The 23,769-nt window shown below is 57.3% G+C and carries 20 protein-coding genes; 13 read left to right on the top strand and 7 right to left on the bottom strand.

Translation table 11 applies throughout. The features are described from left to right. Positions 1 to 111: 111 nt before the first annotated feature. The 6 genes from G5195_RS02470 to ccoN form a co-directional block, all read right to left on the bottom strand. Positions 112 to 2,496, bottom strand: a complete 2,385-nt coding sequence (locus G5195_RS02470) for a heavy metal translocating P-type ATPase (protein WP_421235793.1) — start codon at positions 2,494 to 2,496, stop codon at positions 112 to 114. 86 nt (positions 2,497 to 2,582) lie between these two features. Next, positions 2,583 to 3,083 (bottom strand): FixH family protein, encoded by a 501-nt coding sequence (locus tag G5195_RS02465; protein WP_043820362.1) that lies wholly within the window; start codon positions 3,081 to 3,083, stop codon positions 2,583 to 2,585. A gap of 140 nt (positions 3,084 to 3,223) precedes the next feature. Continuing rightward, positions 3,224 to 4,207, bottom strand: coding sequence for a cytochrome-c oxidase, cbb3-type subunit III (ccoP, locus tag G5195_RS02460; RefSeq protein WP_421221769.1), 984 nt, complete (start codon positions 4,205 to 4,207; stop codon positions 3,224 to 3,226). After that, a complete protein-coding gene (locus tag G5195_RS02455) occupies positions 4,207 to 4,386 on the bottom strand; it encodes a CcoQ/FixQ family Cbb3-type cytochrome c oxidase assembly chaperone (protein WP_005336620.1) in 180 nt (59 codons plus the stop codon). Before G5195_RS02455 ends, ccoP begins: the two co-directional genes overlap by 1 nt. A 10-nt stretch (positions 4,387 to 4,396) precedes the next feature. Then, positions 4,397 to 5,011 (bottom strand): cytochrome-c oxidase, cbb3-type subunit II, encoded by a 615-nt coding sequence (gene ccoO, locus G5195_RS02450; RefSeq protein ID WP_021230095.1) that lies wholly within the window; start codon positions 5,009 to 5,011, stop codon positions 4,397 to 4,399. Between the two features lie 16 nt (positions 5,012 to 5,027). Further along, positions 5,028 to 6,452, bottom strand: coding sequence for a cytochrome-c oxidase, cbb3-type subunit I (ccoN, locus tag G5195_RS02445; protein ID WP_005336616.1), 1,425 nt, complete (start codon positions 6,450 to 6,452; stop codon positions 5,028 to 5,030). A 281-nt stretch (positions 6,453 to 6,733) separates the two neighbouring features. On the opposite strand from ccoN, the gene G5195_RS02440 reads away from it, so the two are divergent. From G5195_RS02440 to G5195_RS02400, 9 genes are all read left to right on the top strand, one after another. Next, positions 6,734 to 7,195 carry a hypothetical protein gene (locus G5195_RS02440; RefSeq protein WP_421235792.1) on the top strand — a complete coding sequence of 154 codons (462 nt, stop codon included), beginning with the start codon at positions 6,734 to 6,736 and terminating at the stop codon, positions 7,193 to 7,195. 93 nt (positions 7,196 to 7,288) lie between these two features. Beyond that, entirely contained in the window at positions 7,289 to 7,747 is a 459-nt protein-coding gene (locus tag G5195_RS02435; protein ID WP_421221767.1) for a GAF domain-containing protein, read from the top strand. 102 nt (positions 7,748 to 7,849) lie between these two features. Further along, positions 7,850 to 8,488 (top strand): RNA chaperone ProQ, encoded by a 639-nt coding sequence (gene proQ / locus G5195_RS02430; protein ID WP_005351923.1) that lies wholly within the window; start codon positions 7,850 to 7,852, stop codon positions 8,486 to 8,488. Positions 8,489 to 8,496: 8 nt separating this feature from the next. Further along, positions 8,497 to 10,512, top strand: coding sequence for a carboxy terminal-processing peptidase (gene prc / locus G5195_RS02425; RefSeq protein ID WP_421235791.1), 2,016 nt, complete (start codon positions 8,497 to 8,499; stop codon positions 10,510 to 10,512). A 144-nt stretch (positions 10,513 to 10,656) separates the two neighbouring features. Continuing rightward, positions 10,657 to 13,281 carry an aminopeptidase N gene (pepN, locus tag G5195_RS02420; RefSeq protein WP_421221764.1) on the top strand — a complete coding sequence of 875 codons (2,625 nt, stop codon included), beginning with the start codon at positions 10,657 to 10,659 and terminating at the stop codon, positions 13,279 to 13,281. 70 nt (positions 13,282 to 13,351) lie between these two features. Continuing rightward, positions 13,352 to 13,573, top strand: a complete 222-nt coding sequence (locus G5195_RS02415; RefSeq protein ID WP_005351919.1) for a DUF2835 family protein — start codon at positions 13,352 to 13,354, stop codon at positions 13,571 to 13,573. A gap of 278 nt (positions 13,574 to 13,851) precedes the next feature. Then, positions 13,852 to 18,690, top strand: a complete 4,839-nt coding sequence (locus G5195_RS02410) for an NAD-glutamate dehydrogenase (RefSeq protein ID WP_421235790.1) — start codon at positions 13,852 to 13,854, stop codon at positions 18,688 to 18,690. A gap of 77 nt (positions 18,691 to 18,767) precedes the next feature. Continuing rightward, entirely contained in the window at positions 18,768 to 19,778 is a 1,011-nt protein-coding gene (gene pyrD / locus G5195_RS02405; protein ID WP_421221760.1) for a quinone-dependent dihydroorotate dehydrogenase, read from the top strand. A 90-nt stretch (positions 19,779 to 19,868) separates the two neighbouring features. Then, positions 19,869 to 20,405 (top strand): cell division protein ZapC, encoded by a 537-nt coding sequence (locus G5195_RS02400; RefSeq protein WP_201992202.1) that lies wholly within the window; start codon positions 19,869 to 19,871, stop codon positions 20,403 to 20,405. On the opposite strand, the gene G5195_RS02395 is transcribed toward G5195_RS02400, so the two are convergent. After that, the gene (locus G5195_RS02395) at positions 20,393 to 20,713 is read right to left on the bottom strand and encodes a hypothetical protein (protein ID WP_254204265.1); all 321 of its coding nucleotides are present in this window, start codon (positions 20,711 to 20,713) and stop codon (positions 20,393 to 20,395) included. The two genes, G5195_RS02400 and G5195_RS02395, sit on opposite strands and share 13 nt — an antisense overlap. A 72-nt stretch (positions 20,714 to 20,785) precedes the next feature. Here G5195_RS02395 and G5195_RS02390 point away from each other — a divergent pair, with 72 nt between their 5' ends. The 4 genes from G5195_RS02390 to G5195_RS02375 all read left to right on the top strand — a co-directional run bounded on the left by G5195_RS02390 (position 20,786) and on the right by G5195_RS02375 (position 23,735). Next, positions 20,786 to 21,049, top strand: a complete 264-nt coding sequence (locus G5195_RS02390) for a type B 50S ribosomal protein L31 (protein WP_042055007.1) — start codon at positions 20,786 to 20,788, stop codon at positions 21,047 to 21,049. Then, entirely contained in the window at positions 21,050 to 21,175 is a 126-nt protein-coding gene (ykgO, locus tag G5195_RS02385; protein WP_123173069.1) for a type B 50S ribosomal protein L36, read from the top strand. A gap of 140 nt (positions 21,176 to 21,315) precedes the next feature. After that, on the top strand, positions 21,316 to 23,505 hold the full coding sequence (gene rlmKL, locus G5195_RS02380) for a bifunctional 23S rRNA (guanine(2069)-N(7))-methyltransferase RlmK/23S rRNA (guanine(2445)-N(2))-methyltransferase RlmL (protein ID WP_421235789.1): 2,190 nt from the start codon (positions 21,316 to 21,318) through the stop codon (positions 23,503 to 23,505). After that, positions 23,505 to 23,735 carry a glutaredoxin family protein gene (locus G5195_RS02375; RefSeq protein ID WP_201951089.1) on the top strand — a complete coding sequence of 77 codons (231 nt, stop codon included), beginning with the start codon at positions 23,505 to 23,507 and terminating at the stop codon, positions 23,733 to 23,735. The genes rlmKL and G5195_RS02375 overlap by 1 nt, the downstream gene beginning before the upstream one ends. Positions 23,736 to 23,769 lie beyond the last annotated feature (34 nt).

Below are 23,769 nucleotides of genomic sequence, written 5' to 3'. Positions count from 1 at the left end.
CAAGCGTCCCCTATGGTAACCCTGTTCGGGCAGGGGGCCAGCCGCTATCAATTAGAAATGTGGCCTGCATCGAAGGCAGGCCACATTTTCAGCTATTTTCCGCCACCAGCCTCATCGGTTGAGGCGCATGGAGTTGGTTACCACGATGAGTGAGCTGAGCGACATGCCCGCCGCCGCCAGATAGGGGGGCAGCCAGCCGCAGGCCGCCAGCGGCAACACCAGCAGGTTGTAACCGATGGACCAGGCGAAGTTCTCGATGATGATCTTGCGGGTACGCATTGCCAGCACTCTGGCCTCGAGCAGTCGGCTCAGGTCATCGGCCAGCAGGATGGCATCGGCGCTGTTTTTCGCCAGATCGGTGCCACCAGCCATGGCAAACGAGGCGTGCGCTCCGGCCAGTACCGGGGCGTCGTTGATGCCATCGCCCACCATGATGCTGATATCCCCCTGGGCTTCCCGGGCCTTGAGGTAGGTCAGCTTGCCATTGGGTGAGACCCCCTTGACCAGCTCATCCACGCCCAGCTCGCGGGCAATCTCGTCTGCCTGAAAAGAGCTGTCGCCAGTCAGCACGGTAGTTTGCAGACCTGCCGCCTTGAATGCCGCTATCAGCGCCCTAGCATCGGGGCGCAGGGTATCTTCCAGATTGAAGCGGGCCAAGACCTGCTGCTCGTCGGCCAGATAGATAGCCAGACCGCGGCCGCGTTCTTGCGCCGGATCCAGCCCAAGCCAGCGGGCACTGCCGATGCGGTAACGTACGCCATCCACCAGCGCTGTGATGCCGTGACCGATGACAGGGGTGATCTCGCGGGCGGATGGCAGCACACTGATACTGTCGGCAGGTAGCCGGAAGGCGCGAGCTATGGGGTGCTCGGATTGCGCCTCCATGGCCCGGGCGATGGCGAGGCAGTGCGTCTCGTCCATCTCTGCCAAGGTGGTGGTGCCGGTCAGACTGATCTCACCGGTGGTCAGGGTGCCAGTCTTGTCCATCACGATCCGGTTTGCCTTGGTCAGCACGTCCAGCACATGACCACGGCGCAGCAGAATGCCGTTGCGGGTCAGATTGGCGGTGGCCGAGGTTAGCGCCGTCGGAGTGGCCAGCGACAGGGCACAGGGGCAGGTGGCAACCAGCACGGCGAGGGTGACCCAGAACGCCTGATCCGGTTGATGGAAGTGCCAGAAAGTCCAAACCGCGGCGGCAATGATCAGCAGCACCAGAATAAAGTGGCGCGACAGCTGATCCGCCATCTGGGCGATGGCCGGTTTATCATCGAGGGCGTGATCCTGCAGCCGCATGATCTGGGCGATCCGCGACTCTTCGATACGGTGGCTGACCCGGATCTGCAGCGGGGCATCCGTGTTGATGGTGCCGGCATAGACCTGATCACCGCGCTGTTTGAGCAGGGGCAGCTGTTCACCGGTCAGCATGGATTCGTTGAGGCTGGCTTGCCCTTCGACAATGATGCCATCCGCCGGCAAGGTGGCGCCAGCCAGCACACGTACCCGATCGCCGACCTGCAAGGTCTTGGCCGCTACCTCATGTTCCCCTTCCTCATCGATGCGGGTCGCCATGATGGGCACCAGTCGCGCCAGGTTGGAGCTCGACTCCGACGCCTTGCGCCGGGCCCGCAACTCGAGAAAGCGCCCCAGCAGCAGGAAGAAGACGAACATGGTGATGGAGTCGTAATAGACCTCACCGGTATTGAACACGGTGGCCCACATGGAGGCGATAAAAGCCCCGATCAGCGCCAGCGACACCGACACATCCATCGACAGGTGACCCTGCTTCAGGCTGCGCCAGGCCCCCACGTAAAAGGGCTGGGCCGAGTAGATCATGATGGGGGTGGAGAGCAGCAGGCTTATCCACTTGAAGTAGACCATGAACTCATCTTCAACGCTGATGAAGAGATCCATGTAGAGAGCCACGGCGCACATCATCACCTGCATTGAGCCCAGCCCCGCCAGAGCCAGCCGGAACATATAGCTGCGCACCTCTTTGGCGTAGAGCGCCTCCTGTTGATGGGTCTGGAACGGGTAGGCCCGATAGCCGATCTGGGCAAATCCCTTGAGGATGTCACTCAGGGAGAGTTGGTCCGGATCCCACTTGATGCGGGCCCGGTGGGTGGTGGTGTTGACGTTGATGTAGCGCAAGCCGCCAAGGGTCATCAGGTGGCGTTCGATAAGCCAGGCACAGGCGGCGCAGGTGAGCCCTTCAACTGTCAGCTGGATTTCGCGAAGGGTACCGCTGTCGGTGACAAACTCCTGTTGCACTTCTGCCAGATCGTAGTGGGTGAGGGCGGCCAGCTCTTCGGGCACCAGATCGCCCTTGGTGCCAGGAGCGGTGCGGTGATCGTAGTAACTGGCGAGGCCGCACTCCATGATGGTTTCTGCCACCGCCTGACAACCGGGGCAGCACATGGGGCGAACAATCCCCTTTATCTCGAGGGAATAGCCACTATTAGCGGGTACCGGCTCGCCACAGTGAAAGCAGGGGGTCATGCGTTATGCCCCCCTGAATGCAGAATGCAAGCTGCAGGGGCGCTGGCGAACACCGGCTCGCCACAGTGAGAACAGCCGGTCATGGCTTAGCGTCCTTTCGGGTCGAGTTCGACAGGGGCCAGGGTGGGCAACTGGACGGTCTCTTGCAATCGCCACTCGTGATCGAAAGCATCGACCCGAATGTGCCACTTGCCGACCAGCGGCTTGTCGAAATGGAGGCGATAGGTGCCGCTCGCATCGGCGGTGATCATGTGTTCGCTGTCCTGACCGGCCAAGGTCGGGTGGAACAATGAGAGATAGAGAGCTTGCCCGGCAGGAATGTCACCGCTGATGGGTTTGAGGGTCAGCTCGTTGCCGTCAACCTCCAGTCCAAAGCGGATATTGAGGGCTTCGGAGCGGTCAAACTTGCTCAAGTCCTGATTGATCTCTTTCCCTTGTTTGTAATAGTCCTCGGCCACCAGATTGACCCCATCCTTGCTGGCGATGATGGCGGTGGCGATGCTGCCGACAACGGCGGCAGTGGGGAGGGCGATGATAAACCAGGGCCAGAATTGGCGATACCACGGTTTGGATAGAGGTTGGGTCATGATTGCTACTGCCATGAAACGAATGATTAACGTGGAAGATGGTTTTTACGCAACACAAGATAACAAAAAGCCTCGAGGAGTCGAGGCTTTTTGCTGTGTAATCACGTGTTTATCACATGTTACAACGTTACGGGCGAACCTTATTTGGCAGACTGTTGATGAGACAGGCTGTAAACGTAGGAGGCCAGCAGGTGAACCTTGTCCTCACCCAGAATATCTTTCCAGGCTGGCATCACGCCGTGACGACCGTGGGTGATGGTTTGTACCACCACTTCGCGGGAGCCACCGTAGAGCCAGGTGTTGTTGGTCAGATCTGGCGCACCGACGGCAACACCGCCCTTGGCATCGGCCCCGTGGCAGGCAGCGCAGATGGCAAAGCGTGCTTCACCTTTCTTCGCTTCCACCAGGTCGACCTTGCGACCGGAGAGGCTCAGCACATAGGAGGCCACTTCCTGAACGCCATCTTTGCCGAGGATTTCACCCCAAGCAGCCATGATCCCCTGACGACCGCCCATGATGGTGGTCTTGATTTGATCAGGCTGGCCGCCCCATTGCCATTCGCTGTCGGTCAGGTTCGGGAAGCCGCGGCCACCACGGGCATCGGAGCCGTGACACTGGGAGCAGTTCTGCAGGAACAGACGCTGCCCCACTTTGAGGGCTTCCGGATCCTTGGCGATCTCGGTAATGGCACGATAGGTTTTGCCATCCGCTTCGTAGGTGAGTTCACGGAACTTGGCGCCGTAGATCTCGTCAGCCTTGGCGACCTCGCGGTCATACTCCACCGCGCGACCTTCAGCCTTGGCCGATTCGGTTGCAGCCTTGGATTCGGCCAACGAGCGCACGTTCTGGTTGGAACTTTGCCAGCCCAACAGGCCTTTGAAGTTGCCAAGCCCCGGGAAGGCGACCAGATAGACCAGACCGGTGACGATGAAGAAGAGGAACATGTAAGTCCACCACTTCGGCAGCGGGTTGTTGATCTCCTCGATGCCATCGAAGGAGTGACCCATCGATTTGCCTTCTTCAACACCCATCTTGTCCTTGCGGCACCACATCAGCAGCAAGAAGCAGCCGAGGATGGTTCCCAGACTGATGACAGTCACAAAAATGCTAAACAGAGTGCTCATTATTGTTTCGCTCCTGCGTTCTTTTTATCAGCACCGGGTTGCTCATCATCGGCAAAAACCAGATTGGCAGCCTCGTCGAAAGAGGTCTTGCGGCGTTTGCTGTAGGCCCAGACGATGATGCCAATCATGATGGCCATCAACAGTAGGGTATACAGACCGCGAAATGTGCCGTAGTCCATTTTCGCCTCCTTATTTCAGGGCATGACCCAGTGATTGCAGATAGGCCACCAGCGCATCCAGCTCGGTTTTGCCCTTGACGGCTTCGCCAGCACCCTGAATATCGGCGTCGGTATAGGGCACACCGAAGTGATCGCGGAACAGCGCCAGTTTTTTGCCGGTCATCTCGCCAGTCAGCACATTGGTATCAAGCCAGGGGTAGGCGGGCATGTTGGATTCCGGTACCACATCGCGCGGGTTGATCAGGTGAACCTTGTGCCACTCGTCGGAGTAGCGGCCACCAACACGGGCCAGATCCGGACCAGTACGCTTGGATCCCCACAGGAAGGGGTGCTCCCAGACGCTCTCGCCAGCGACCGAGTAGTGACCGTAACGCTCGGTTTCGGCACGGAACGGACGGATCATCTGGCTGTGGCAGTTGGTGCAGCCTTCGCGAATGAAGATGTCGCGTCCTTCCATCTGCAGGGCTGTGTAGGGCTTGAGGCCCTCCACCGGCTCGGTGGTTTGCTTCTGGAAGAACAGCGGAGTGATTTCAACCAGCCCCCCCAGACTGATGGCGAAGATGATGCCGACCACCAGCATGGGAACGCTTTTTTCAAATATTTCGTGACGGTTATTGTTGCTCATGGGTTGACCTCTTCAATCATGCTGGCTGGGCGACAGGTTCCAGAGAACCTTTGGGCGCAGTGATGGTGCGATAGGCGTTGTAAGCCATCAGCAACATGCCGGTGACGAAGAAGCAGCCACCCAGGAAGCGCACGAAATAGAAGGGATAGGATGCCTGCAGCGCTTCAACGAAACTGTAGGTCAGGGTGCCGTCTTCGTTGACTGCACGCCACATCAGGCCCTGCATCACGCCGGAAATCCACATGGCAACGATGTAGAGCACGGTGCCCACGGTCGCCAGCCAGAAGTGAACGTTGATCAGCTTGACGCTGTACATCCGGCCCTGGCCGAACAGGTTCGGGATCAGATGGTAAACCGCACCGATGGAGACCATGGCAACCCAGCCCAGCGCACCGGAGTGCACGTGACCAACGGTCCAGTCGGTGTAGTGGGAGAGGGCGTTGACGGTTTTGATCGCCATCATCGGGCCTTCGAAGGTCGACATGCCGTAGAAAGAGAGGGAGACGATCAGGAAGCGCAGGATGGGGTCATAACGCAGTTTGTGCCAGGCACCGGAGAGGGTCATGATGCCGTTGATCATGCCGCCCCAGGAGGGTACGAACAGGATCAGGGACATCACCATGCCCAGTGACTGAGCCCAGTCAGGCAGTGCGGTGTAGTGCAGGTGGTGCGGACCGGCCCAGATATAGAGGGAGATCAACGCCCAGAAGTGCACGATGGAGAGGCGATAGGAGTAAACCGGACGACCGGCCTGCTTGGGCACGAAGTAGTACATCATCCCCAGGAAGCCGGCGGTCAGCAGGAAGCCTACCGCGTTGTGGCCATACCACCATTGCACCATGGCGTCCATGGCGCCGGAGTACATGGAGTAGGACTTCATGCCGGAGAGCGGCACTTCCATGTTGTTGACAATGTGCAGCACCGCAACGGTGATGATGAAGGCGCCGAAGAACCAGTTCGCCACATAGATGTGGGAGGTGGTGCGCTTCATCAGGGTGCCGAAGAAGACGATGGCATAGGCGACCCATACCACAGTGATGGCGATATCAATCGGCCACTCCAGCTCGGCGTACTCTTTGGCGGAGGTGTAACCCAGCGGCAGAGAGATGGCGGCAGAGAGGATGATTGCTTGCCAGCCCCAGAAGACGAAGGTTGCCAGCGGGCCACCAAACAGTCTGGTTTGACAGGTGCGCTGCACCACGTAAAACGAGGTGGCCATGAGTGCACTGACGCCGAAGGCGAAGATCACTGCGTTGGTATGGAGGGGCCGCAGACGACTGTAAGTCAGCCACGGGGTCTCGAAGTTGAGGGCAGGCCAGATCAACTGGGCTGCGATCAGTACGCCAACCGACATGCCGACAATTCCCCAGACAATCGTCATGACGGTAAACTGGCGAACAACGGTGTAGTTGTACTCAGGATGGTTAGTTGTATGGCTCATCGTTATATTCCGCTTCCGATGCTGCTGTTGTTTGGTTTTGTATCCGGAGAACCGGACTGGCTTCATCAGCCACCGCCGACCAGTTGTTAACATCTGTTAACGAAAGGAAAAGCAAAAGATGGCTAAATGAAAACTGCATGGGAATGATACTGAAGTGACAGGTAAAATAACAGTATAAACAGTGATATATTTGGCTCCGTCCGGTCTCGATATGGCAGTTTTTTACCTTGTTCGAGATCACAAAAAACTATTTTAATTGCATCTTAATCGGGCTGTTTTTGATGAAAGAGAGACTTACCGCACGTAAAGTTTTGCACCTCGTACTGGTATTGGCGCTGTTATTGGCGCTGATGGCCTATCGCACCTGGTTTTCGGTCGATAACAGCGTCTCTGCTGACCAGACAAAAGATCAGATTTGTGATCTTTCCCACACCCCTTGCAGCGCGCTGATTGGTGACAAGTCGCTGACGGTCGCCATCAAGGAATTACCGCTGCGCGCTGAACATGACTTTGTCATCGCTATTAGCGGCGGCGATCCGGCCATCAAACCGGTGAAAGCGACACTCGAAGGCAAAGATATGTTTATGGGCACCATTCCGGTGAACTTTGAACAAATAGACGGACAGTGGCAGGGGGTAACCCAGGTGGGGAGTTGTACATCACCCGTCATGATCTGGTTGTTAAATATCGAGTGGAGTAATAGTCAACGCCAGCAATTGGCGCTTTCCGTTGCCCGGGAATAACGGCGCAAGGAGCGGGGAGTGGAAAAAATATTTGAAATTTCCCGGCCAGGCGTTACCTTCCCCAAACCATCAGGGAGTGAAGTTCATTTAATCATGATTGAAAAACAACCATTTTATCGCACCCTCAACCAGCAGGCCAAGGCGCTGCTGGAGGGGGAAACCGATCTTATTGCCAATCTGGCCAACCTCTCCGCGCTGCTGAATCAGGAGCTGAAGGAGATCAACTGGGTCGGTTTTTATCTGTTGCAGGGCGAGACCCTGGTATTGGGGCCATTTCAGGGCAAACCGGCCTGCGTGCGGATCCCGGTCGGCCGCGGTGTGTGTGGTACGGCAGTGGCAGAGGGGAAAACCCAGCTCATTGACGATGTCCACCAGTTCGATGGTCACATCGCTTGTGATGGCGCGAGCAACTCGGAAATCGTGATCCCGGTGCGCCGTGGTGGCGAGATCATCGGGGTACTCGATATCGACAGTCCGATTTTTAACCGTTTCGACCAGGAAGACCGGATTGGCCTCGAAGAAACGGTGCAAATTTTGGAAAGCATGCTCTAAGTCATTGCTAGATGGTTCGCAAAAGGCCCCAAGCTCTCTATAATGGGGCCTTTGTTGTGCTCGGGACGTGCCCGTGCGTTTATATGAAAGCCAAGGTTATACATGGAAAACACTGAGAAGCTGAAGAACAGTAAAGAGATCGTTGCCTACCTGGTCGAGAAATTCCCGGCCTGCTTCGTTGCTGAAGGAGAGGCCAAGCCGCTCAAGATTGGCATCTTCCAGGATTTGGCCGAGCGTCTTGCTGACGATGCCAGAGTCTCCAAGACCATGCTGCGTTCCGCACTGCGTCAATACACCTCCAGCTGGCGCTACCTGCACGGTCTCAAAGCTGGCCAGGCTCGCGTTGATCTGGATGGCAACCCGGGCGAGCTGCTGACCGAAGAGCACATCGAGCACGCCAAGCAAGCTCTGAAAGAGAGCAAAGAACGCGTATTCGCCAGCCGTCGTACCAATACCAAAGAGAAGGATGAGAAGGCCAAGAAGCCCCGTCGTCCTGCTGTGCGCAAAACCGAGAAAGCTGATGTAGCTGCCAAGCCGAAAGCTGCCGCCAAGGCACCGGTCGCTGACGCTCCGCTGGTTAAAGTGGATGCCGCTACGCTGAAAGTGGGCCAGGATGTGCGCGTCGTTATGGGTAAATTCCCGGTTCCGGCAACCATCAAGGAAGTAACCAAGGACGATGTACAGGTCCAACTGCAGACCGGCATGATGGTGCGGGTCAAATCAGAGCACTTGGTTCTCTAAGGAGACAAATGTTGAAGCATGGCGTAATTCGTTTTTCCCTCGTAGCCTGTAGCCTGGCGCTTGCCGGGCTTGCACAGGCCATCGAGCCGGTGCTCAAGGAGAGTGATTTGCCTGTGTTGGCTCAAGAGAGCCAACATGCTACGGCCAGCAAGCGAATTACCAATCTGTTTACCCGCTCGCACTACAAACAGTTCAAGCTGGACGATGCCTTTTCCTCCGTGATTTTCGATAAATATCTGGAGAATCTGGACTACAGCCGCAACCTGTTTTTGGCCTCTGATATCAGCCGTTTTGAAAAGTACCGTAACGGTTTTGACACCGACCTCGAAAGAGGCCGTCTGGCTCCCGCCTACGAGATGTTCAACCTGAGTCAGCAACGGCGTTATGAGCGGTTCGAATACGCCCTCAAACTGCTTGATACTCCCTTTGATTTCACCCAGCCCGACAACTATGTGTTCGATCGGGAAGGGGCGGCTTGGCCCAAAGATGAAGCAGAGCTCAACGAGCTGTGGCGTCAGCGGGTCAAGTTCGATGCCCTGAGCCTCAAGCTCAGCGGCAAGGAGTGGCCCGAGATCAAGGAACTGCTTGGCAAGCGTTACAACAACGCCATCAAGCGGATGTCCCAGACCGAGAGCGAGGATGTCTTCCAGCTCTTCATGAACTCCTTCGCTCGCGCCATCGAACCACACACTAGTTACCTCTCCCCGCGCAGTGCCGATCGTTTCAACACCGAGATGAACCTCTCGCTGGAGGGGATTGGTGCCGTGTTGCAGGCGGAAGATGACTTTACCGTCATCCGTTCTCTGGTGCCCGGTGGCCCGGCTGCCAAATCCAACCACCTCAAACCCGATGACAAGATCACCGGGGTAGGGCAGGAAGATGGCAAGATTGTCGATGTGATCGGCTGGCGTCTTGATGACGTGGTCGAGCTCATCAAGGGGCCCAAGGGGAGCAAGGTCAAGCTGGAGATCCAGCGCGGCAAGGGCGCAACCGCCAAGACCGAGCAGATCGAGCTGACCCGCGACAAGGTGCGCCTTGAAGACCGGGCAGCCAAGTCCAAGGTGATTAACGCCGAAGGCAAGAAGATTGGTGTCATCGAGATCCCGAGTTTCTACGTCAATCTGCATGACGACGTGATCAAGGAGCTCTCCAGCCTCAACAAGCAGAAGATCGATGGTCTTATCATCGATCTGCGCGGTAACGGCGGTGGCGCCCTGACTGAAGCCTCTGCCCTGAGTGGTCTCTTCTTTGCCAGCGGTCCTGTGGTTCAGATCCGTGATCATATGGGCCGTATCACGGTCAACGGTGACGACGATGGCAACGTCTATTACGGCGGTCCCATGTCGGTGCTGATCGACAGATACAGTGCCTCGGCCTCCGAGATCTTTGCTGCCGCCATGCAGGATTATGGGCGAGCCCTGATCCTTGGGGAAAACTCCTTCGGCAAGGGGACAGTGCAGCAGCATCGCAGCCTCGCCAAGGTCTATGACTTCTACGAGCAGCCGCTGGGTCACGTGCAGTACACCATCGCCAAGTTCTACCGGATCAACGGTGGCAGTACCCAGAACAAGGGCGTTGCGCCGGATATCAGCTTCCCGACACCGGTTGCGCCGGAAGAGACGGGTGAAAGCCGTGAGTTCAATGCGCTGCCGTGGGACAAGATAGCCTCTGCCAACTATCAGACTCTGGGCAATTTCACTACTCTGCTGCCCAAGCTGCAGGCGGCTCATGATGCCCGCATCGCCAAGGATCCCGAGTTCGCCTACGTGATGCAAGATATTGCCGACTACAAGGAGGAGAAAGACAAGAAGTCGGTCTCCCTCAACGAGGCGGAGCGTGTTGCAGAGCAGGCGAAACAGGATGAGAAAGCGCTCAAACGTACCAACGAGCGTCTGGCACGTCTTGGCAAGCCGGCGGTGAAGAGTCTGGATGAACTGCCCGCTGATTTTGAAGCGCCCGATGAGTATCTCATCGAAGCGGCCAATATCACGGCAGATCTGGCCAAGGTCAGCAAACGCAGCTGACAAGGCGACCTCCAATGCACAAGGGCGACTTCGGTCGCCCTTTCTTTTTGTCTGGTGTATCTGACGTAATGCAAATTGTTTGACCCCGCCAGTTGGTTGTGACAGCCTCTTTCTCGCCTTTAACAAGCGTGGAAGCAGACAATAATGACCGATCACTCTCAGGCCATGACGGCCAAATATCGCCAGGATTATCAGGCGCCGCTCTACTGGATCGACACCATCGACCTCGATTTCCAACTGCAGGAGCCGCTGACCCAGGTCACCGCCATCACCCGCATTCGCCGCAACGGCGAGCACAATGCGCCGCTCGTCCTCGATGGTGAGCAGCTGACCCTCAAAAGCGTTGCCATTGATGGCATACCCTGTGACCACTACGAGCAAGGCGAGAGCAGTCTGACCCTGTTCAACCTGCCGTCCGAATGTGTGCTGACAATCGTCACCCTGCTGGATCCGGCTGCCAACACCGCGCTGGAAGGGCTTTACAAGTCTGGCGATGCCTACTGCACCCAGTGTGAAGCGGAGGGTTTTCGCCGCATTACCTATTATCTGGACCGCCCCGACATTCTGGCGCGTTACAGCACCCGCATTACCGCCGACAAAGCCCAGTTCCCCTTCCTGCTCTCCAATGGCAACAAGGTCGACAGTGGTGATCTGGATGGCGGCCGTCACTTCGTGCAGTGGCAGGATCCTTTCCCCAAACCCAGCTACCTGTTTGCGCTGGTGGCCGGTGATTTCGATGTGGAGCGCAGCCACTACACCACCAAGAGCGGCCGCAAGGTTGCCCTCGAGATCTTCGTCGACAAGGGCAACCTCGATCGCGCCGGTTTTGCCATGGAGAGCCTCATAAACTCCATGCGCTGGGACGAACAGCGTTTCGGCCTCGAGTATGATCTCGACATCTACATGATCGTCGCAGTGGACTTCTTCAACATGGGCGCCATGGAGAACAAGGGGCTCAACATCTTCAACTCCAAGTTCGTGCTGGCCAATCCGGCCACCGCCACCGACAGCGACTACCACGGTATCGAACGGGTGATCGGTCACGAATATTTCCACAACTGGACCGGCAACCGCGTCACCTGTCGAGACTGGTTCCAGCTCAGCCTGAAAGAGGGGCTGACAGTATTCCGGGATCAGGAGTTCTCCTCCGACCTGGGCTCCCGTGGTGTCAACCGCATCAACAACGTGCGTACCGTGCGCGGCCCGCAGTTTGCCGAAGATGCCGGCCCCATGGCGCACCCGATCCGCCCGGATGTGGTGATCGAGATGAACAACTTCTACACCCTGACCGTCTACGAGAAGGGGTCGGAAGTGATCCGCATGATGCACACCCTACTGGGTGAAGCTGCCTTCCAGGCCGGCATGCGTCTCTACTTCGAGCGTCACGACGGCTCGGCCGCCACCTGCGATGATTTCGTGCAGGCGATGGAGGATGCTTCCGGTGTGGATCTCGGTCGTTTCCGTCGCTGGTACAGCCAGTCCGGCACCCCCGAGCTGACCGTTACCGACGAGTACGATGCCGCCAGCGGTATCTATCGCCTCCATGTAAGCCAGCACACCCCGCCGACTCAGGATCAACCGCAAAAGCTGCCGCTGCATATCCCTCTCGATATCGAGCTATATGACGAGCAGGGTGCTGTCATTGCGCTGCAGTATCAGGGCAAGGCCATCGGCAACGTGCTCGATGTGCTGGAAGCGGAGCAGACCTTCGAGTTCGATCGGGTGCCGGTCAAACCGGTTCCCTCCCTGCTGCGGGACTTCTCCGCGCCAGTCAAGCTGCACTATGACTACAGCGACGAAGCGCTCGCCTTCCTGATGCGCTTTGCCCGCAACGAGTTTGCCCGCTGGGATGCGGCCCAGATGCTGATCAACAAGGCGGTCATCGACGGGGTGGCGCGGGTCCAGCACGGGCAGGGGGTTGAGCTCTCCCAAACCCTGTTGGCAGCCTTCGTCGTCATTCTGGACGACAGCGATCTCGATTTGGCCCTCAAGGCGGAGATCCTGGCGCTGCCCGGTGAGGCGACCCTGGCCGAGCTGTTCGAGGTGGCCGATATCGATGCCATCCATCAGGTGCGCGACGCGATCCACACCCGTCTTGCCGAGGCCTTTGGTGCGCGCTTGGCGGCAACCTATCAGAGTCTGCGTCTGAACGGTTATCAGGTGGTGCATGCTGACATGGCCAAGCGGGCCCTCAAAGGGGTAGTGCTCGGCTATCTGGCGGCGCTGGATGCGGAGCATGCTGATGCGCTGGTGCGCGAGCAGTATGCAACTGCCGACAACATGACCGACACTCTGGCGGCGCTGCAGGTGGCCAACGGCTATCTGTTGCCATGCCGCGCTGCGCTGCTGGCCGATTTTGAAGGCAAGTGGGCCAAGGATGGACTGGTGCTGGACAACTGGCTGCGGCTGATTGGCAGCAAACCGGCTGCCGATGTGCTGAGTGAAGTGAAACAGGCGATGAGTCACCCCACTTTCAGCATTCGCAATCCGAACCGGTTGCGGGCGCTGATCGGCAGTTTCGCCATGAGCAATCAGGTGCAGTTCCATGCGGTGGATGGCAGCGGTTACCGCTTCCTGACCGATTTGCTGATCGAGCTCAACGAGGTGAATCCGCAGGTGGCCTCCCGTCTCATCACTCCGCTTATCCAGTTCAAGCGACTGGATGAGGCGCGCAAGGCCCTGATCCGCGCCGAGCTGACCCGTCTTGCCAACCTTGAGGGGCTGGCACGGGATCTGTTCGAGAAGGTCAGCAAGGCACTACAGCAGTAAGTGTTGACGGGGCAGGGGCGTGAATGCGCCTGCCCCTATTGTGTGATTTGTCGTGTGATCAGGAGCAAGCGTGAAGCAGTTTACTTTTCGGCTCTCATTGAATAGCGATGAGGTGATGCTGATGTATCAGGGCCATGCCAGACGGCTGGTGGTGCGCAGCGAACAGGGATTAACCCTGGAACTTGGCATAGAAAAAATACGCCCCTTTGTCGCCATCAATGGTGTGCATGGCTATTTTCGGCTCAAAACCCAGGACGATTACCGCTTTATCAGCCTCGAACGCATAAATTAACAAAAATCGAACAGATTACCGACTGTTTATCTGCTTTGTGTCACTATCTATCCGGTAAACTGGCACAAAGGTAGTGGGAATTTCTGTATTTTTGGTTATTTGCAAAATTTCTCACAGTTTAAGCCGTGATCTGCACCTTGTTTTTAACATCTCGTTAGCACCTTTCCTCGCCTTCCCTTATCCAAGCCATTACACTTCGCAACAACTCTGCACCAGCGGGTAACCAGGGTGGTTGCCTCTGCGTCGGTGGTTAATGTCGTCCGATAAGGAATATAAAAATGGCATTGAAAGACGCCCCTACCTCAGTTCTGCTCGAAAACGTTCTCAGCCTGATCCATCAGAAGTTGCCCAAAAACAGTGCCTCTTTGGTCGAGCGCTTCGTTGCCAAGTTCTACGGCAACATGGCGAGCTCCGACCTGCACGATCGCAATGACAGCGATCTCTACGGCGCGGCCCTGAGCCTGTGGAATGCCCTCAATCAGCGCAGCGGTACCGATCCCTACATCCGGGTCTACAATCCCGAGCTGACCCGTCACGGCTGGCAATCGCCCCATACCATCGTCGAGGTGATCCTGCAGGACTCCCCCTTCCTAGTGGACTCCATCCGGATGGCGCTTAAACGGCTCAATATCACCGCCCACATGATGCTGCACCAACCGCTGCACCTCATTCGTGGAGCGGATGGCAAGATTGACGCCATTCTGGAGCTCGACAACACCGACGGGCAGACCTCGGTTGAAACAGCATTCCTTATCGAGATCGATCACCTCACCAGCGAGGAGCAGATGGCCGCGCTGGCTACCGAGCTCAACTCGGTGGCCGGGGAAGTGGCGCTGGCAGTCGGCGACTGGCAGCCCATGCTGGCCAAGCTCAATGAGATCATCGACGAACTGCCCAAGCGCAAGCACCCGGTCAGCAAGGAGGAGGTGGCCTCCTGCGTTGCTTTCCTCAAATGGGTAGCTGCCCACAACTTTACCCTGATGGGGTATCGTCGTTACGACGTCAAGGCGGTGGAGGGGGATCACGAGATCCTGCCGCAGGCGAGCTCCAGCCTTGGGCTGATGAAGAACTCCATCAAGGAGGTGGGCCAGCGCCTTGGCAACATGCCTGCCAGCGCCCGTCACGCCGCCTTGAGTTCTGATCTGCTGATCCTTACCAAATCCAACAGCAAGTCCCGGGTACACCGTCCGGCTTATGTGGATTACATCGGCATCAAGCGCTTTGACGAGCATGGCAAGGTGATCGGGGAAGATCGCTTCATCGGTCTCTACGCCTCTTCCATCTACAACACCAGCGCGACCCAGATCCCGCTCATCAGCCATCGCCTCGAACGCATCATGGCGGCCTCCGGTCATGAGAAGGGCTCCCACGCCTACAAGGCGCTGCTGAACGTGCTGGAAACCTATCCCCGTGACGAGCTGATCCAGGCCCGTGAAGAGGAACTGCTGGCTACCGGCCTTGGCGTGCTGGAGATGCAGGAGCGGGACATGCTGCGGCTGTTCGTGCGCCGCGACGTGTACGGCCGTTTCTTCTCCTGCATGGTCTATGTCACCAAGGAGCGCTACAACACGGCGCTGCGGATCAAAACCCAGCAAATTTTGCAGAAATATTTTGGCAGCAATGAAGAGGTGGAGTTCAACGTCTACTTCACCGAAGGCGTGCTGGCGCGGACCCACTACATAGTGCGGGTCAACAACAACAACGTGGATGTGGATGTGAACGAAGTACAGAACAACCTGATTGAAGCGGCCCGCAGCTGGGACGACAGACTCGACTCCGTGCTGCTTTCCCACTATGGCGAGGCCCGTGGCAACGAGCTGCGTCGCCGTTTCAGTACCGCCTTCCCCCGTGCTTACAAGGAAGATGTGCTGCCTGGCTCTGCCGTGGCCGACATCATGGCGCTCGATAACCTGAGCGAAGCCGAGCCGCTGGGCATGCTGTTCTACCGCGCGCAGGAGGAGGAGAACGATCGTCGGGTACGGCTCAAGCTGTTCCACCGCACCGAGCCCATTCACCTCTCCGACGTGCTGCCGATGCTGGAGAACATGGGACTGCGGGTGATCGGCGAGACTCCGTATCAGGTTCGCACTCCGGGCGGCGATCTGTTCTGGATCCTCGACTTCTCCATGCTGCTGCATGGCGAGCAGCCCTTTGATCTGGCCCAGAGCCAGCAGCGCTTCCAGCAGGCGTTTGCCGCCATCTGGAACAAGCAGCTGGAAGATGATGGCTTCAACCGGCTGGTATTGGGGGCGGGTCTCACCGGCCGTCAGGTCTCTGTGCTGCGAGCCTATGCCAAATACATGCGCCAGACCGGCGTCTCCTTCAGCCAGTCCTATATCGAAGAGACCCTGACCCGCTACCCCGATATCGCCCAACTGCTGTTTACCCTGTTCGAACAGCGCCTGGATCCTGCCGGCAAGCAGGACGCAAAGGTACAGGCCAAGCTGCACGAGGAGCTTGCCGCCAAGCTGGATCAGGTTGCTAACCTCGATGACGATCGCATCATTCGCCGCTATGTGGAGATGATTGACGCTACCCTGCGCACCAACTACTACCAGCTGGACAAGGCGGGCAACATCAAGCCCTACATCTCCTTCAAGTTGGCGCCGTCCAGCATCACCGACATGCCGCTGCCGCTACCCAAGTTCGAGATCTTTGTCTACTCGCCACGAGTGGAAGGGGTACACCTGCGCTGGGGCAAGGTGGCCCGTGGCGGCCTGCGCTGGTCCGATCGAAAAGAGGACTTTCGCACCGAAGTGCTGGGTCTGGTGAAAGCCCAGCAGGTCAAGAACACTGTCATCGTACCGGTGGGGGCCAAGGGCGGCTTCTACTGCAAGCAGATGCCGGCGGGAGCGCCCCGCGCCGTTATTCAGGAAGAGGGCAAGGCCTGCTATCGCCTGTTTATCCGCGGTCTGCTCGATGTGACCGACAACATCATCGCAGGCGAGGTGATCCCGCCCAAATCCGTGGTGCGCCACGATGAGGATGACTACTACCTGGTGGTCGCCGCCGACAAGGGCACTGCTACCTTCTCCGATATCGCCAACGAAATCAGCCTGGAGTATGGCCACTGGCTGGGTGACGCGTTCGCCTCCGGCGGCTCGGTCGGTTACGACCACAAGAAGATGGGCATCACCGCCCGTGGTGCCTGGGAGTCGGTCAAGCGTCACTTCCGCGAGATCGGCGTCAACTGCCAGACCACCGACTTCACTTGCGTGGGGATCGGCGATATGGCGGGGGACGTGTTCGGCAACGGCATGCTGCTCTCTGAGCACACCCGGCTGGTGGGCGCGTTCAACCACATGCACATCTTCGTTGACCCCACTCCGGATGCGGCCAAGAGCTTTGTCGAGCGCCAGCGCCTGTTCGATCTGCCGGGCTCCAGCTGGGATGACTACAACCGCGAGCTGATATCACAAGGGGGCGGTATCTTCCTGCGCTCGGCCAAGTCCATCAAGCTGAGCCCCGAGATGCAGACCCTGCTCGGCACCGACAAGACCAGCATGGCGCCGAACGAGCTGATCAAGGCACTGCTTTGCCTCAATGTCGACCTGCTGTGGAACGGCGGCATCGGCACCTATGTGAAGAGCGCTCGCGAGAGCGATGCCGAGGTGGGCGATCGCAGTAACGATGCTCTGCGGGTCAACGGTCGCGATCTGCGGGCCCGCATTGTGGGTGAGGGGGGCAACCTCGGCTTTACCCAGCTCGGCCGGGTGGAGTACGCCAGTCAGGGCGGTCGCATCAATACCGATTTTACCGACAACGTGGGCGGGGTGGATTGCTCCGACAACGAGGTGAACATCAAGATCCTGCTGAACCAGTTGGTGGCGGCAGGGGATCTGACCCTCAAGCAGCGTAACCAGATGCTGTATGAGATGACCGACGACGTGGCGCAGATCGTGATCACCAACGCCTATCGCCAGTCCCAGTCTATCTCGGTCACCAGCTTCCGCGGCTCTGAACAACTGAAAGAGCAGCAGCGCTTTATTCAGGGACTGGAGCGGGAAGGCAAGCTGGACCGTGCGCTGGAGTTCCTCCCCTCTGACGAGGAGCTCTCCGAACGGATGGCGGCAGGGCAGGGACTGACCCGCCCCGAACTGGCGGTGTTGGTGGCCTACGGCAAGATGGTGCTGAAAGAGCAGCTCAACTGCCCGGAAGTGACCGACGAGCCCTTCCTCGCCAACATGCTGGTCACCAGCTTCCCGGCCAAGGTGCAGCAGCAGTTTGGTGCCCAGCTGGCCGATCACCCGCTACGCGGCGAGATAATCGCTACCCGGGTGGCCAACATGCTGGTTAACGACATGGGGCTCAACTTCGCCAGCCGGATGAAGGACGAGACCGGAGCCTCGGTCGCCGAAGTGGCTTGCTGCTTCGCCATGGCCCGCGAAGTGTTTGGTATGAACCAGCTGTGGCGCGATATCGAAGGGTGCGACAACCTGGTTGATGCCCAGACTCAGCTCGAGCTGATGTTCTACAGCCGCCGCATTGTGCGCCGTGCCACCCGCTGGTTCCTGCGTGCCCGCAATCGCAGCTGGAGCATCAGCGAGAACATCGCCTTCTTCCGTCCGGCGTTCGAGACCTTAGGGAAGCACCTCTACGAGGTGATGGATGAGAGCGAAGTGGCTGAGCATCGTCAGGCTGTTGCCAAGTGGATGGAGAAACAGGTGCCGGAGGCCATTGCCCGTCAGGTCGCCCATATGAGCAGCCTCTTCTCCAGCCTGGATCTGGCGCAAATTGCCGCGGAGCACAAGACCGATATCCTGCGCGCCGCCAACGTTTACTATCGCCTCGGTGCCAAACTGGATCTGCATTGGTTCCTTGACCAGATCAACCATCAGCCGGTCGGCAACCACTGGCAGGCGATGGCGCGAGCCTCCTTCCGCGAAGATCTGGACTGGCAGCAACGCAGTCTCACTTCTGTGGTACTGGAAGGGTGCAAAGATCAGGGAGAATGCGCTACCATACTGGCCGACTGGATTTCGGAGCATGAGCAACTCTTGTCCCGTTGGACCCACATGTTGGCCGACTTCAAGACCACCAGTACCCACGAGTTCGCCAAGTTCTCGGTGGCCTTGCGAGAGTTGAACCTGCTCCAGTTGAATTGTCGGGCACTTTAATTGCCAGATTAAGGCATGACACCGACATTACACCCAAAGCCCCGGCCAGTTGCCGGGGCTTTCTTTAAGGAGCAAAGATGTTGTACCCCATCGCCAGGCATTTCCTGTTCAAACTCAATCCGGAACAGGCTCACGATCTCTCCATGAAATATTTGCCCCGCCTTCTCGGTACGCCACTCGATTGTTTCTTCCGCCAGAATTTGCCGAAACGCCCCGTCACTGTCATGGGGCTTTCTTTTGCCAATCCAGTGGGGTTGGCGGCCGGTCTGGATAAAGATGGTGAGTGCATTGACGCGCTGGGCGCCATGGGATTTGGTTTTATCGAAGTCGGTACCGTCACCCCCAGACCCCAAAGCGGCAATGACAAGCCGCGCCTGTTCCGGGTTATTCCGGCAGAGGGGATCATCAACCGGATGGGATTCAACAACAAGGGTGTGGATCATCTGGTGGCCAAGGTGAAAGAGGCCAAATATCAGGGAGTCATCGGCATTAATATCGGCAAGAACAAAGATACTCCCATCGAACAGGGCAAGGATGATTACCTGATCTGCATGGACAAGGTTTATGATCATGCCGGTTATATTGCCGTCAATATCTCTTCCCCCAACACCCCGGGTTTGCGTTCGCTGCAATATGGCGAGGCGCTGGATGAATTGCTGGCCGCCCTCAAGGTGCGTCAGCAAGAGCTGGCCGCCCAATATAAAAAGTATGTGCCGCTGGCGGTTAAAATTGCCCCGGATTTAAGCCTTGAAGAAATAGATCAGGTGGCCGCTTCGCTGGTGCGTAATGGAATTGATGGGATTATCGCCACCAATACTACCCTCGAGCGCGAGATGATTTATGACATGCCCCACGCCGGTGAAGTGGGTGGCCTGAGTGGTCGTCCGCTGCAGCACAAGAGTACCGAGGTGATCCGTCATCTGGCCAAGGCGCTCAATGGTGCTCTGCCAATTATCGGTGTGGGTGGTATTGATAGTGCCATGGCCGCCCGTGAAAAATTGGCCGCCGGTGCCAGTCTGGTACAAATTTATAGCGGCTTTATTTATAAAGGGCCGGGGCTGGTCAAAGAGATTGTGACCAATATTTAAGAAATAGATGGCGGAGCCCTTTATTTGACGTTGCTGATTTCCTGCATATGGAATAAAGTCAACTGGTAATTATCAAGTAAGGGCTCCAACATGTTTATCCAACCGACCGATAGCTGGCAATGGCACTATGATGCCCAGAATGACCGCCTGATGTTGGACCTGTCTGATAACATGTTATTTGCGACCGAGTATAAGGGGCGACAATTGGTGCCCAGCTCGTTTGCGACCCAGCCTTTTTGTGTCGATGATGCCGCCCTCTATTATCAGTTGATGGATAAAGCAGCCGAACTTGAGTGGAGTATTCCGCATCAGGTTCAGTTGGTGCTTAATGCCATCGCGGTCAGTCGTTTTTATAAACCCCTGATGCCGCAAAGCTGGTTTTTTAGTGAACAACATCCGCAAGTGATCCCGCAAAACGGTGATCTGGTCCTGATGAATACACCCCATGGTAACGGCGAATTTATGGTCATTGAGGCAGGGGAGCAGGCCAGCGTCTGTTTGAACCTCACAGCCGATCTGGTATTGACCACCAGTAAAACTCTGCCGCGTTTCGGGGTGATCAAGGTGATGAATAACCGGATGAAGCCGCGTATTACCGTGACCGAGCAATATCGTCAGGTCAGTTGATATCTTTTCACCAATCTTTTTATCTCTGTGATTACACCGCTGCCTCTTTTTACTGTTGTCACCTCAATCGCGCCTCGTTTCTGATACTTCATTGATCCGCGTACATATTGCCCATTCTCATTGATCTTCATGGTTGTGATCCAGCCTCTCTTGAGGCTTGTTACATCCACTTGCACCTTGTGTTCTAACCCACGCAGTATCTTGGTCTTCCGTGCTGCAAGCATGGTGTCTTCCTCTTGTTTCGTTCTGCTTGCGTAGTGTCTCCCCCTAACTATCAACACATCACTCACTGCAGCGATGTTCTTCATACGACATTTTTTGCTTGAAACGAGAGCTATTCTCACTTACATTTTGTTATAACATAACAAAATGGAGTTGCCATGAAGTCTCATATTCACCCGGATTATCGTTTGGTGCTGTTCCATGACACGGCGGCAGATGCCTTTTTCCTGGTCGGTTCAACCATCAAGAGCGATCGCCGCTATACGTGGCAAGACGGGAAGGAGTATCCCTATGTATCGCTCGATGTTTCCAGCCAGTCGCACTCGTTTTATACCGGCAAGCAGAAGCAGGTTTCTAGTGAGGGAAGTGTTGCCCGTTTCAACAAGCGTTTTGGCGCATTTTCAAGCAAGAAGGAGTCCTGAATGCAGGTCGTCTGTTCACTCAAATCCGCACGGGCGCGTCATCCCGATTGTCAGTTGGTGCGCCGCCGCGGCAAATTGTTCGTGATTTGCAGAAGCAATCCCCGTTTCAAGGCTCGCATGAAGTGAGCCGCTAAATGATGTCTGGCCCCATGATCTCGCCATCGGGTAGTCATGGGGCCTTTTACCTTTATCGCCCCATATCAATCTGTTTCCATCCTGCTGTTTGCGCCGACTTTTGCATGCTCCAGTCCGCCTGATGAGGTATAATGCGGCACTATTTTTATGGGTTCCCCGTGAGCGTGATGAAAGAATTTTTTGCAACCTGCCCCAAGGGGCTGGAAAACCTGTTGGCCGATGAGCTGACCAATCTTGGCGCAGAGCAGGTCCGTGAGACCGTGGCTGGCGTCCATTTCAAAGGCGAATTGGCGATTGGCTACAAGGCCTGCCTGTGGAGCCGTTTTGCCTCCCGCATCGTGCTGGTGCTGTCTGAATTCCAGATGAACGATGATCTGGAGCTCTATCTGGGCGCCCACACAATCCCCTGGGAAGAGCACTTCTCCGGTACCGCTACCATCGCGGTGGACTTTACCGGTACCAACCCTGCCATTCGCAATACCCAATATGGCGCGCTGAAAATCAAGGATGCCATCGTCGATCGCTTCACCAAGCGCGGTCACGTGCGTCCGGACGTGGACAAGAAGTCGCCGGATATTCGCATCATGGCGCACCTGGGCAAAGGCAAGGCCAATATCACGCTGGACTTGTCAGGCCCGGCGTTGCATCAGCGTTTCTATCGTCAGGGCACCGGTGAAGCTCCGCTCAAAGAAAACCTAGCCTGCGCCATGATTGCCCGTAGTGGCTGGGCCGGTGAGCCCATGATGGACCCGATGTGCGGTTCCGGTACGCTGCTGATCGAAGCGGCCTTTATCGCCGCCGACATGGCGCCGGCGCTGCGTCGCGAGCGCTTCGGTTTCGATCGCTGGCTGCAGCATGATAGCGAGCTGTGGCAGAGCCTGATGATGGAAGCACAAGTACGTGCCAAACGCGGCATGCAGCGTTGCGAAGTAAAACTGTTTGGTTGTGATGCCGACCAGCGCGTGCTCCTCAAAGCCCGTGATAACGCCAAAGCGGCAGGTGTGGCGCACCTCATCACCTTCAAGCAAGCCGATGTCACCAAGCTGGAAAACCCGCTGCCGATGCCTGCCCCTGTTGAAGGGGAAGAAGGTCAAGGGGAGGCCCGCAAGGTCGGTATGCTCATTTCCAACCCGCCTTATGGCGAGCGTCTTGGCGAATTTCCGGCGCTGCTGGAAGTGCACCAGGCGCTGGGCGATGCTCTGCGTCGTAGCTTCCAGGGTTGGAAAGTCTCCATTCTGTCCGCATCGCCCGAGCTGCTGAGCTGTCTGCGCCTGCGCGCCGACAAGCAGTATCGCCTGTTCAACGGTGCTCTCGAGTGTCAGCTGCGCAATTATCAAATCGCACTGGACTCCGTGGCCTCGCAAAAAGAGGTGGCACAGGACTTTGCCAACCGTCTGCGCAAGAATCTGAAGGCGCTCGAGAAGTGGGCCAAGAAAGAGAATCTCGACTGCTACCGTCTCTACGACGCCGACCTGCCTGAGTACAACGCCGCCATCGACCGTTATCAGGACTATCTGGTGGTGCAGGAGTACGCGGCGCCCAAGGATATTCCTGCCCAGAAGACCCGTCAGCGTCTGCTCGACATGGTGCAAGCCGCCATCAAGGTGACCGGGATGGACGGCGAGAAGGTGATCCTAAAAGTACGCGAGCGTCAGGAGGGCAAGCAGCAGTACCAGAAGCTATCCGAAGAGCAGCACCGGATGGAAGTGCAGGAGTATGGTGCCCGTCTGTGGGTCAACCTCTACGACTACCTCGATACCGGTCTGTTCCTCGACCATCGTCAGACCCGCCGCATGCTGGGTCAGATGGCCAAGGGCAAGCGCTTCCTGAACCTCTTTGCCTACACCGGCAGTGCCACCGTGCACGCGGGTCTTGGCGGTGCCAGCGAGACCACCACAGTGGATATGTCGCGCACTTACCTCAACTGGGCACAGGACAACATGCGCCTCAACTCGCTGGTGGGCCGTCAGCACAAGTTCGTGCAGGCTGACTGCCTGAAGTGGCTGTCTGAAGCGGACGAGCAGTACGACCTCATCTTCATCGATCCGCCCACCTTCTCCAACTCCAAGCGGATGGATGAGAGCTTCGATGTGCAGCGCGATCACCTGCTGCTCATGCAGCACCTGAAGCGGTTGCTGGCTGCTGGTGGCACCTTGGTGTTCTCCAACAACAAGCGCCACTTCAAGATGGATCTGGCCGGTCTCGAGGCCATCGGTCTCAAAGCGCAGAACATCACCGGCAAGACCCGGCCCAAGGATTTCGAGCGCAACCAGCACATCCACAACTGCTGGATCATCACCCATGCGGAGGCTGAGGCTTGATGCTGACCCTGTTTCACACCGACGGTTGCCACCTGTGTGAGCAAGCTTGGGCGCTGGTGGAGGAGGCGGGGGCAAGCGATGTGACCCGCCGCTGCGACATCATGGACGATGCCAGCTGGCTTGAGGCCTATCGGGTGCGTATTCCGGTGCTGCGGGACGAGGCTGGCCGCGAGCTGGGCTGGCCCTTCACGCTGGTGGAGCTCAAAGGCTGGCTCGCTCGTCAGGGTTGATTTGTGATTTGACGATGAAACGGGATCAGACCCA

This window comes from Aeromonas sp. 601039, assembly GCF_049174415.1.
Lineage (GTDB): Bacteria > Pseudomonadota > Gammaproteobacteria > Enterobacterales > Aeromonadaceae > Aeromonas > Aeromonas veronii_A.
The sequence above is the reverse complement of the archived record's forward strand: the minus strand, read 5'-3'. Positions and strand labels throughout refer to the sequence as shown.

Bases quoted from the DNA above. Each gene is read 5' to 3' on its own strand.
- prc (WP_421235791.1), top strand. From the start codon at position 8,497: ATGTTGAAGCATGGCGTAATTCGTTTTTCCCTCGTAGCCTGTAGCCTG.
- proQ (WP_005351923.1), top strand. From the start codon at position 7,850: ATGGAAAACACTGAGAAGCTGAAGAACAGTAAAGAGATCGTTGCCTAC.
- G5195_RS02395 (WP_254204265.1), bottom strand. From the start codon at position 20,713: ATGAAGAACATCGCTGCAGTGAGTGATGTGTTGATAGTTAGGGGGAGA.
- pepN (WP_421221764.1), top strand. From the start codon at position 10,657: ATGACCGATCACTCTCAGGCCATGACGGCCAAATATCGCCAGGATTAT.
- G5195_RS02465 (WP_043820362.1), bottom strand. From the start codon at position 3,083: ATGACCCAACCTCTATCCAAACCGTGGTATCGCCAATTCTGGCCCTGG.
- ccoN (WP_005336616.1), bottom strand. From the start codon at position 6,452: ATGAGCCATACAACTAACCATCCTGAGTACAACTACACCGTTGTTCGC.
- G5195_RS02440 (WP_421235792.1), top strand. From the start codon at position 6,734: ATGAAAGAGAGACTTACCGCACGTAAAGTTTTGCACCTCGTACTGGTA.
- ykgO (WP_123173069.1), top strand. From the start codon at position 21,050: ATGCAGGTCGTCTGTTCACTCAAATCCGCACGGGCGCGTCATCCCGAT.
- G5195_RS02400 (WP_201992202.1), top strand. From the start codon at position 19,869: ATGTTTATCCAACCGACCGATAGCTGGCAATGGCACTATGATGCCCAG.
- G5195_RS02455 (WP_005336620.1), bottom strand. From the start codon at position 4,386: ATGGACTACGGCACATTTCGCGGTCTGTATACCCTACTGTTGATGGCC.
- G5195_RS02375 (WP_201951089.1), top strand. From the start codon at position 23,505: ATGCTGACCCTGTTTCACACCGACGGTTGCCACCTGTGTGAGCAAGCT.
- G5195_RS02390 (WP_042055007.1), top strand. From the start codon at position 20,786: ATGAAGTCTCATATTCACCCGGATTATCGTTTGGTGCTGTTCCATGAC.
- pyrD (WP_421221760.1), top strand. From the start codon at position 18,768: ATGTTGTACCCCATCGCCAGGCATTTCCTGTTCAAACTCAATCCGGAA.
- G5195_RS02470 (WP_421235793.1), bottom strand. From the start codon at position 2,496: ATGACCCCCTGCTTTCACTGTGGCGAGCCGGTACCCGCTAATAGTGGC.
- G5195_RS02435 (WP_421221767.1), top strand. From the start codon at position 7,289: ATGATTGAAAAACAACCATTTTATCGCACCCTCAACCAGCAGGCCAAG.
- ccoO (WP_021230095.1), bottom strand. From the start codon at position 5,011: ATGAGCAACAATAACCGTCACGAAATATTTGAAAAAAGCGTTCCCATG.
- rlmKL (WP_421235789.1), top strand. From the start codon at position 21,316: ATGCGGCACTATTTTTATGGGTTCCCCGTGAGCGTGATGAAAGAATTT.
- ccoP (WP_421221769.1), bottom strand. From the start codon at position 4,207: ATGAGCACTCTGTTTAGCATTTTTGTGACTGTCATCAGTCTGGGAACC.
- G5195_RS02410 (WP_421235790.1), top strand. From the start codon at position 13,852: ATGGCATTGAAAGACGCCCCTACCTCAGTTCTGCTCGAAAACGTTCTC.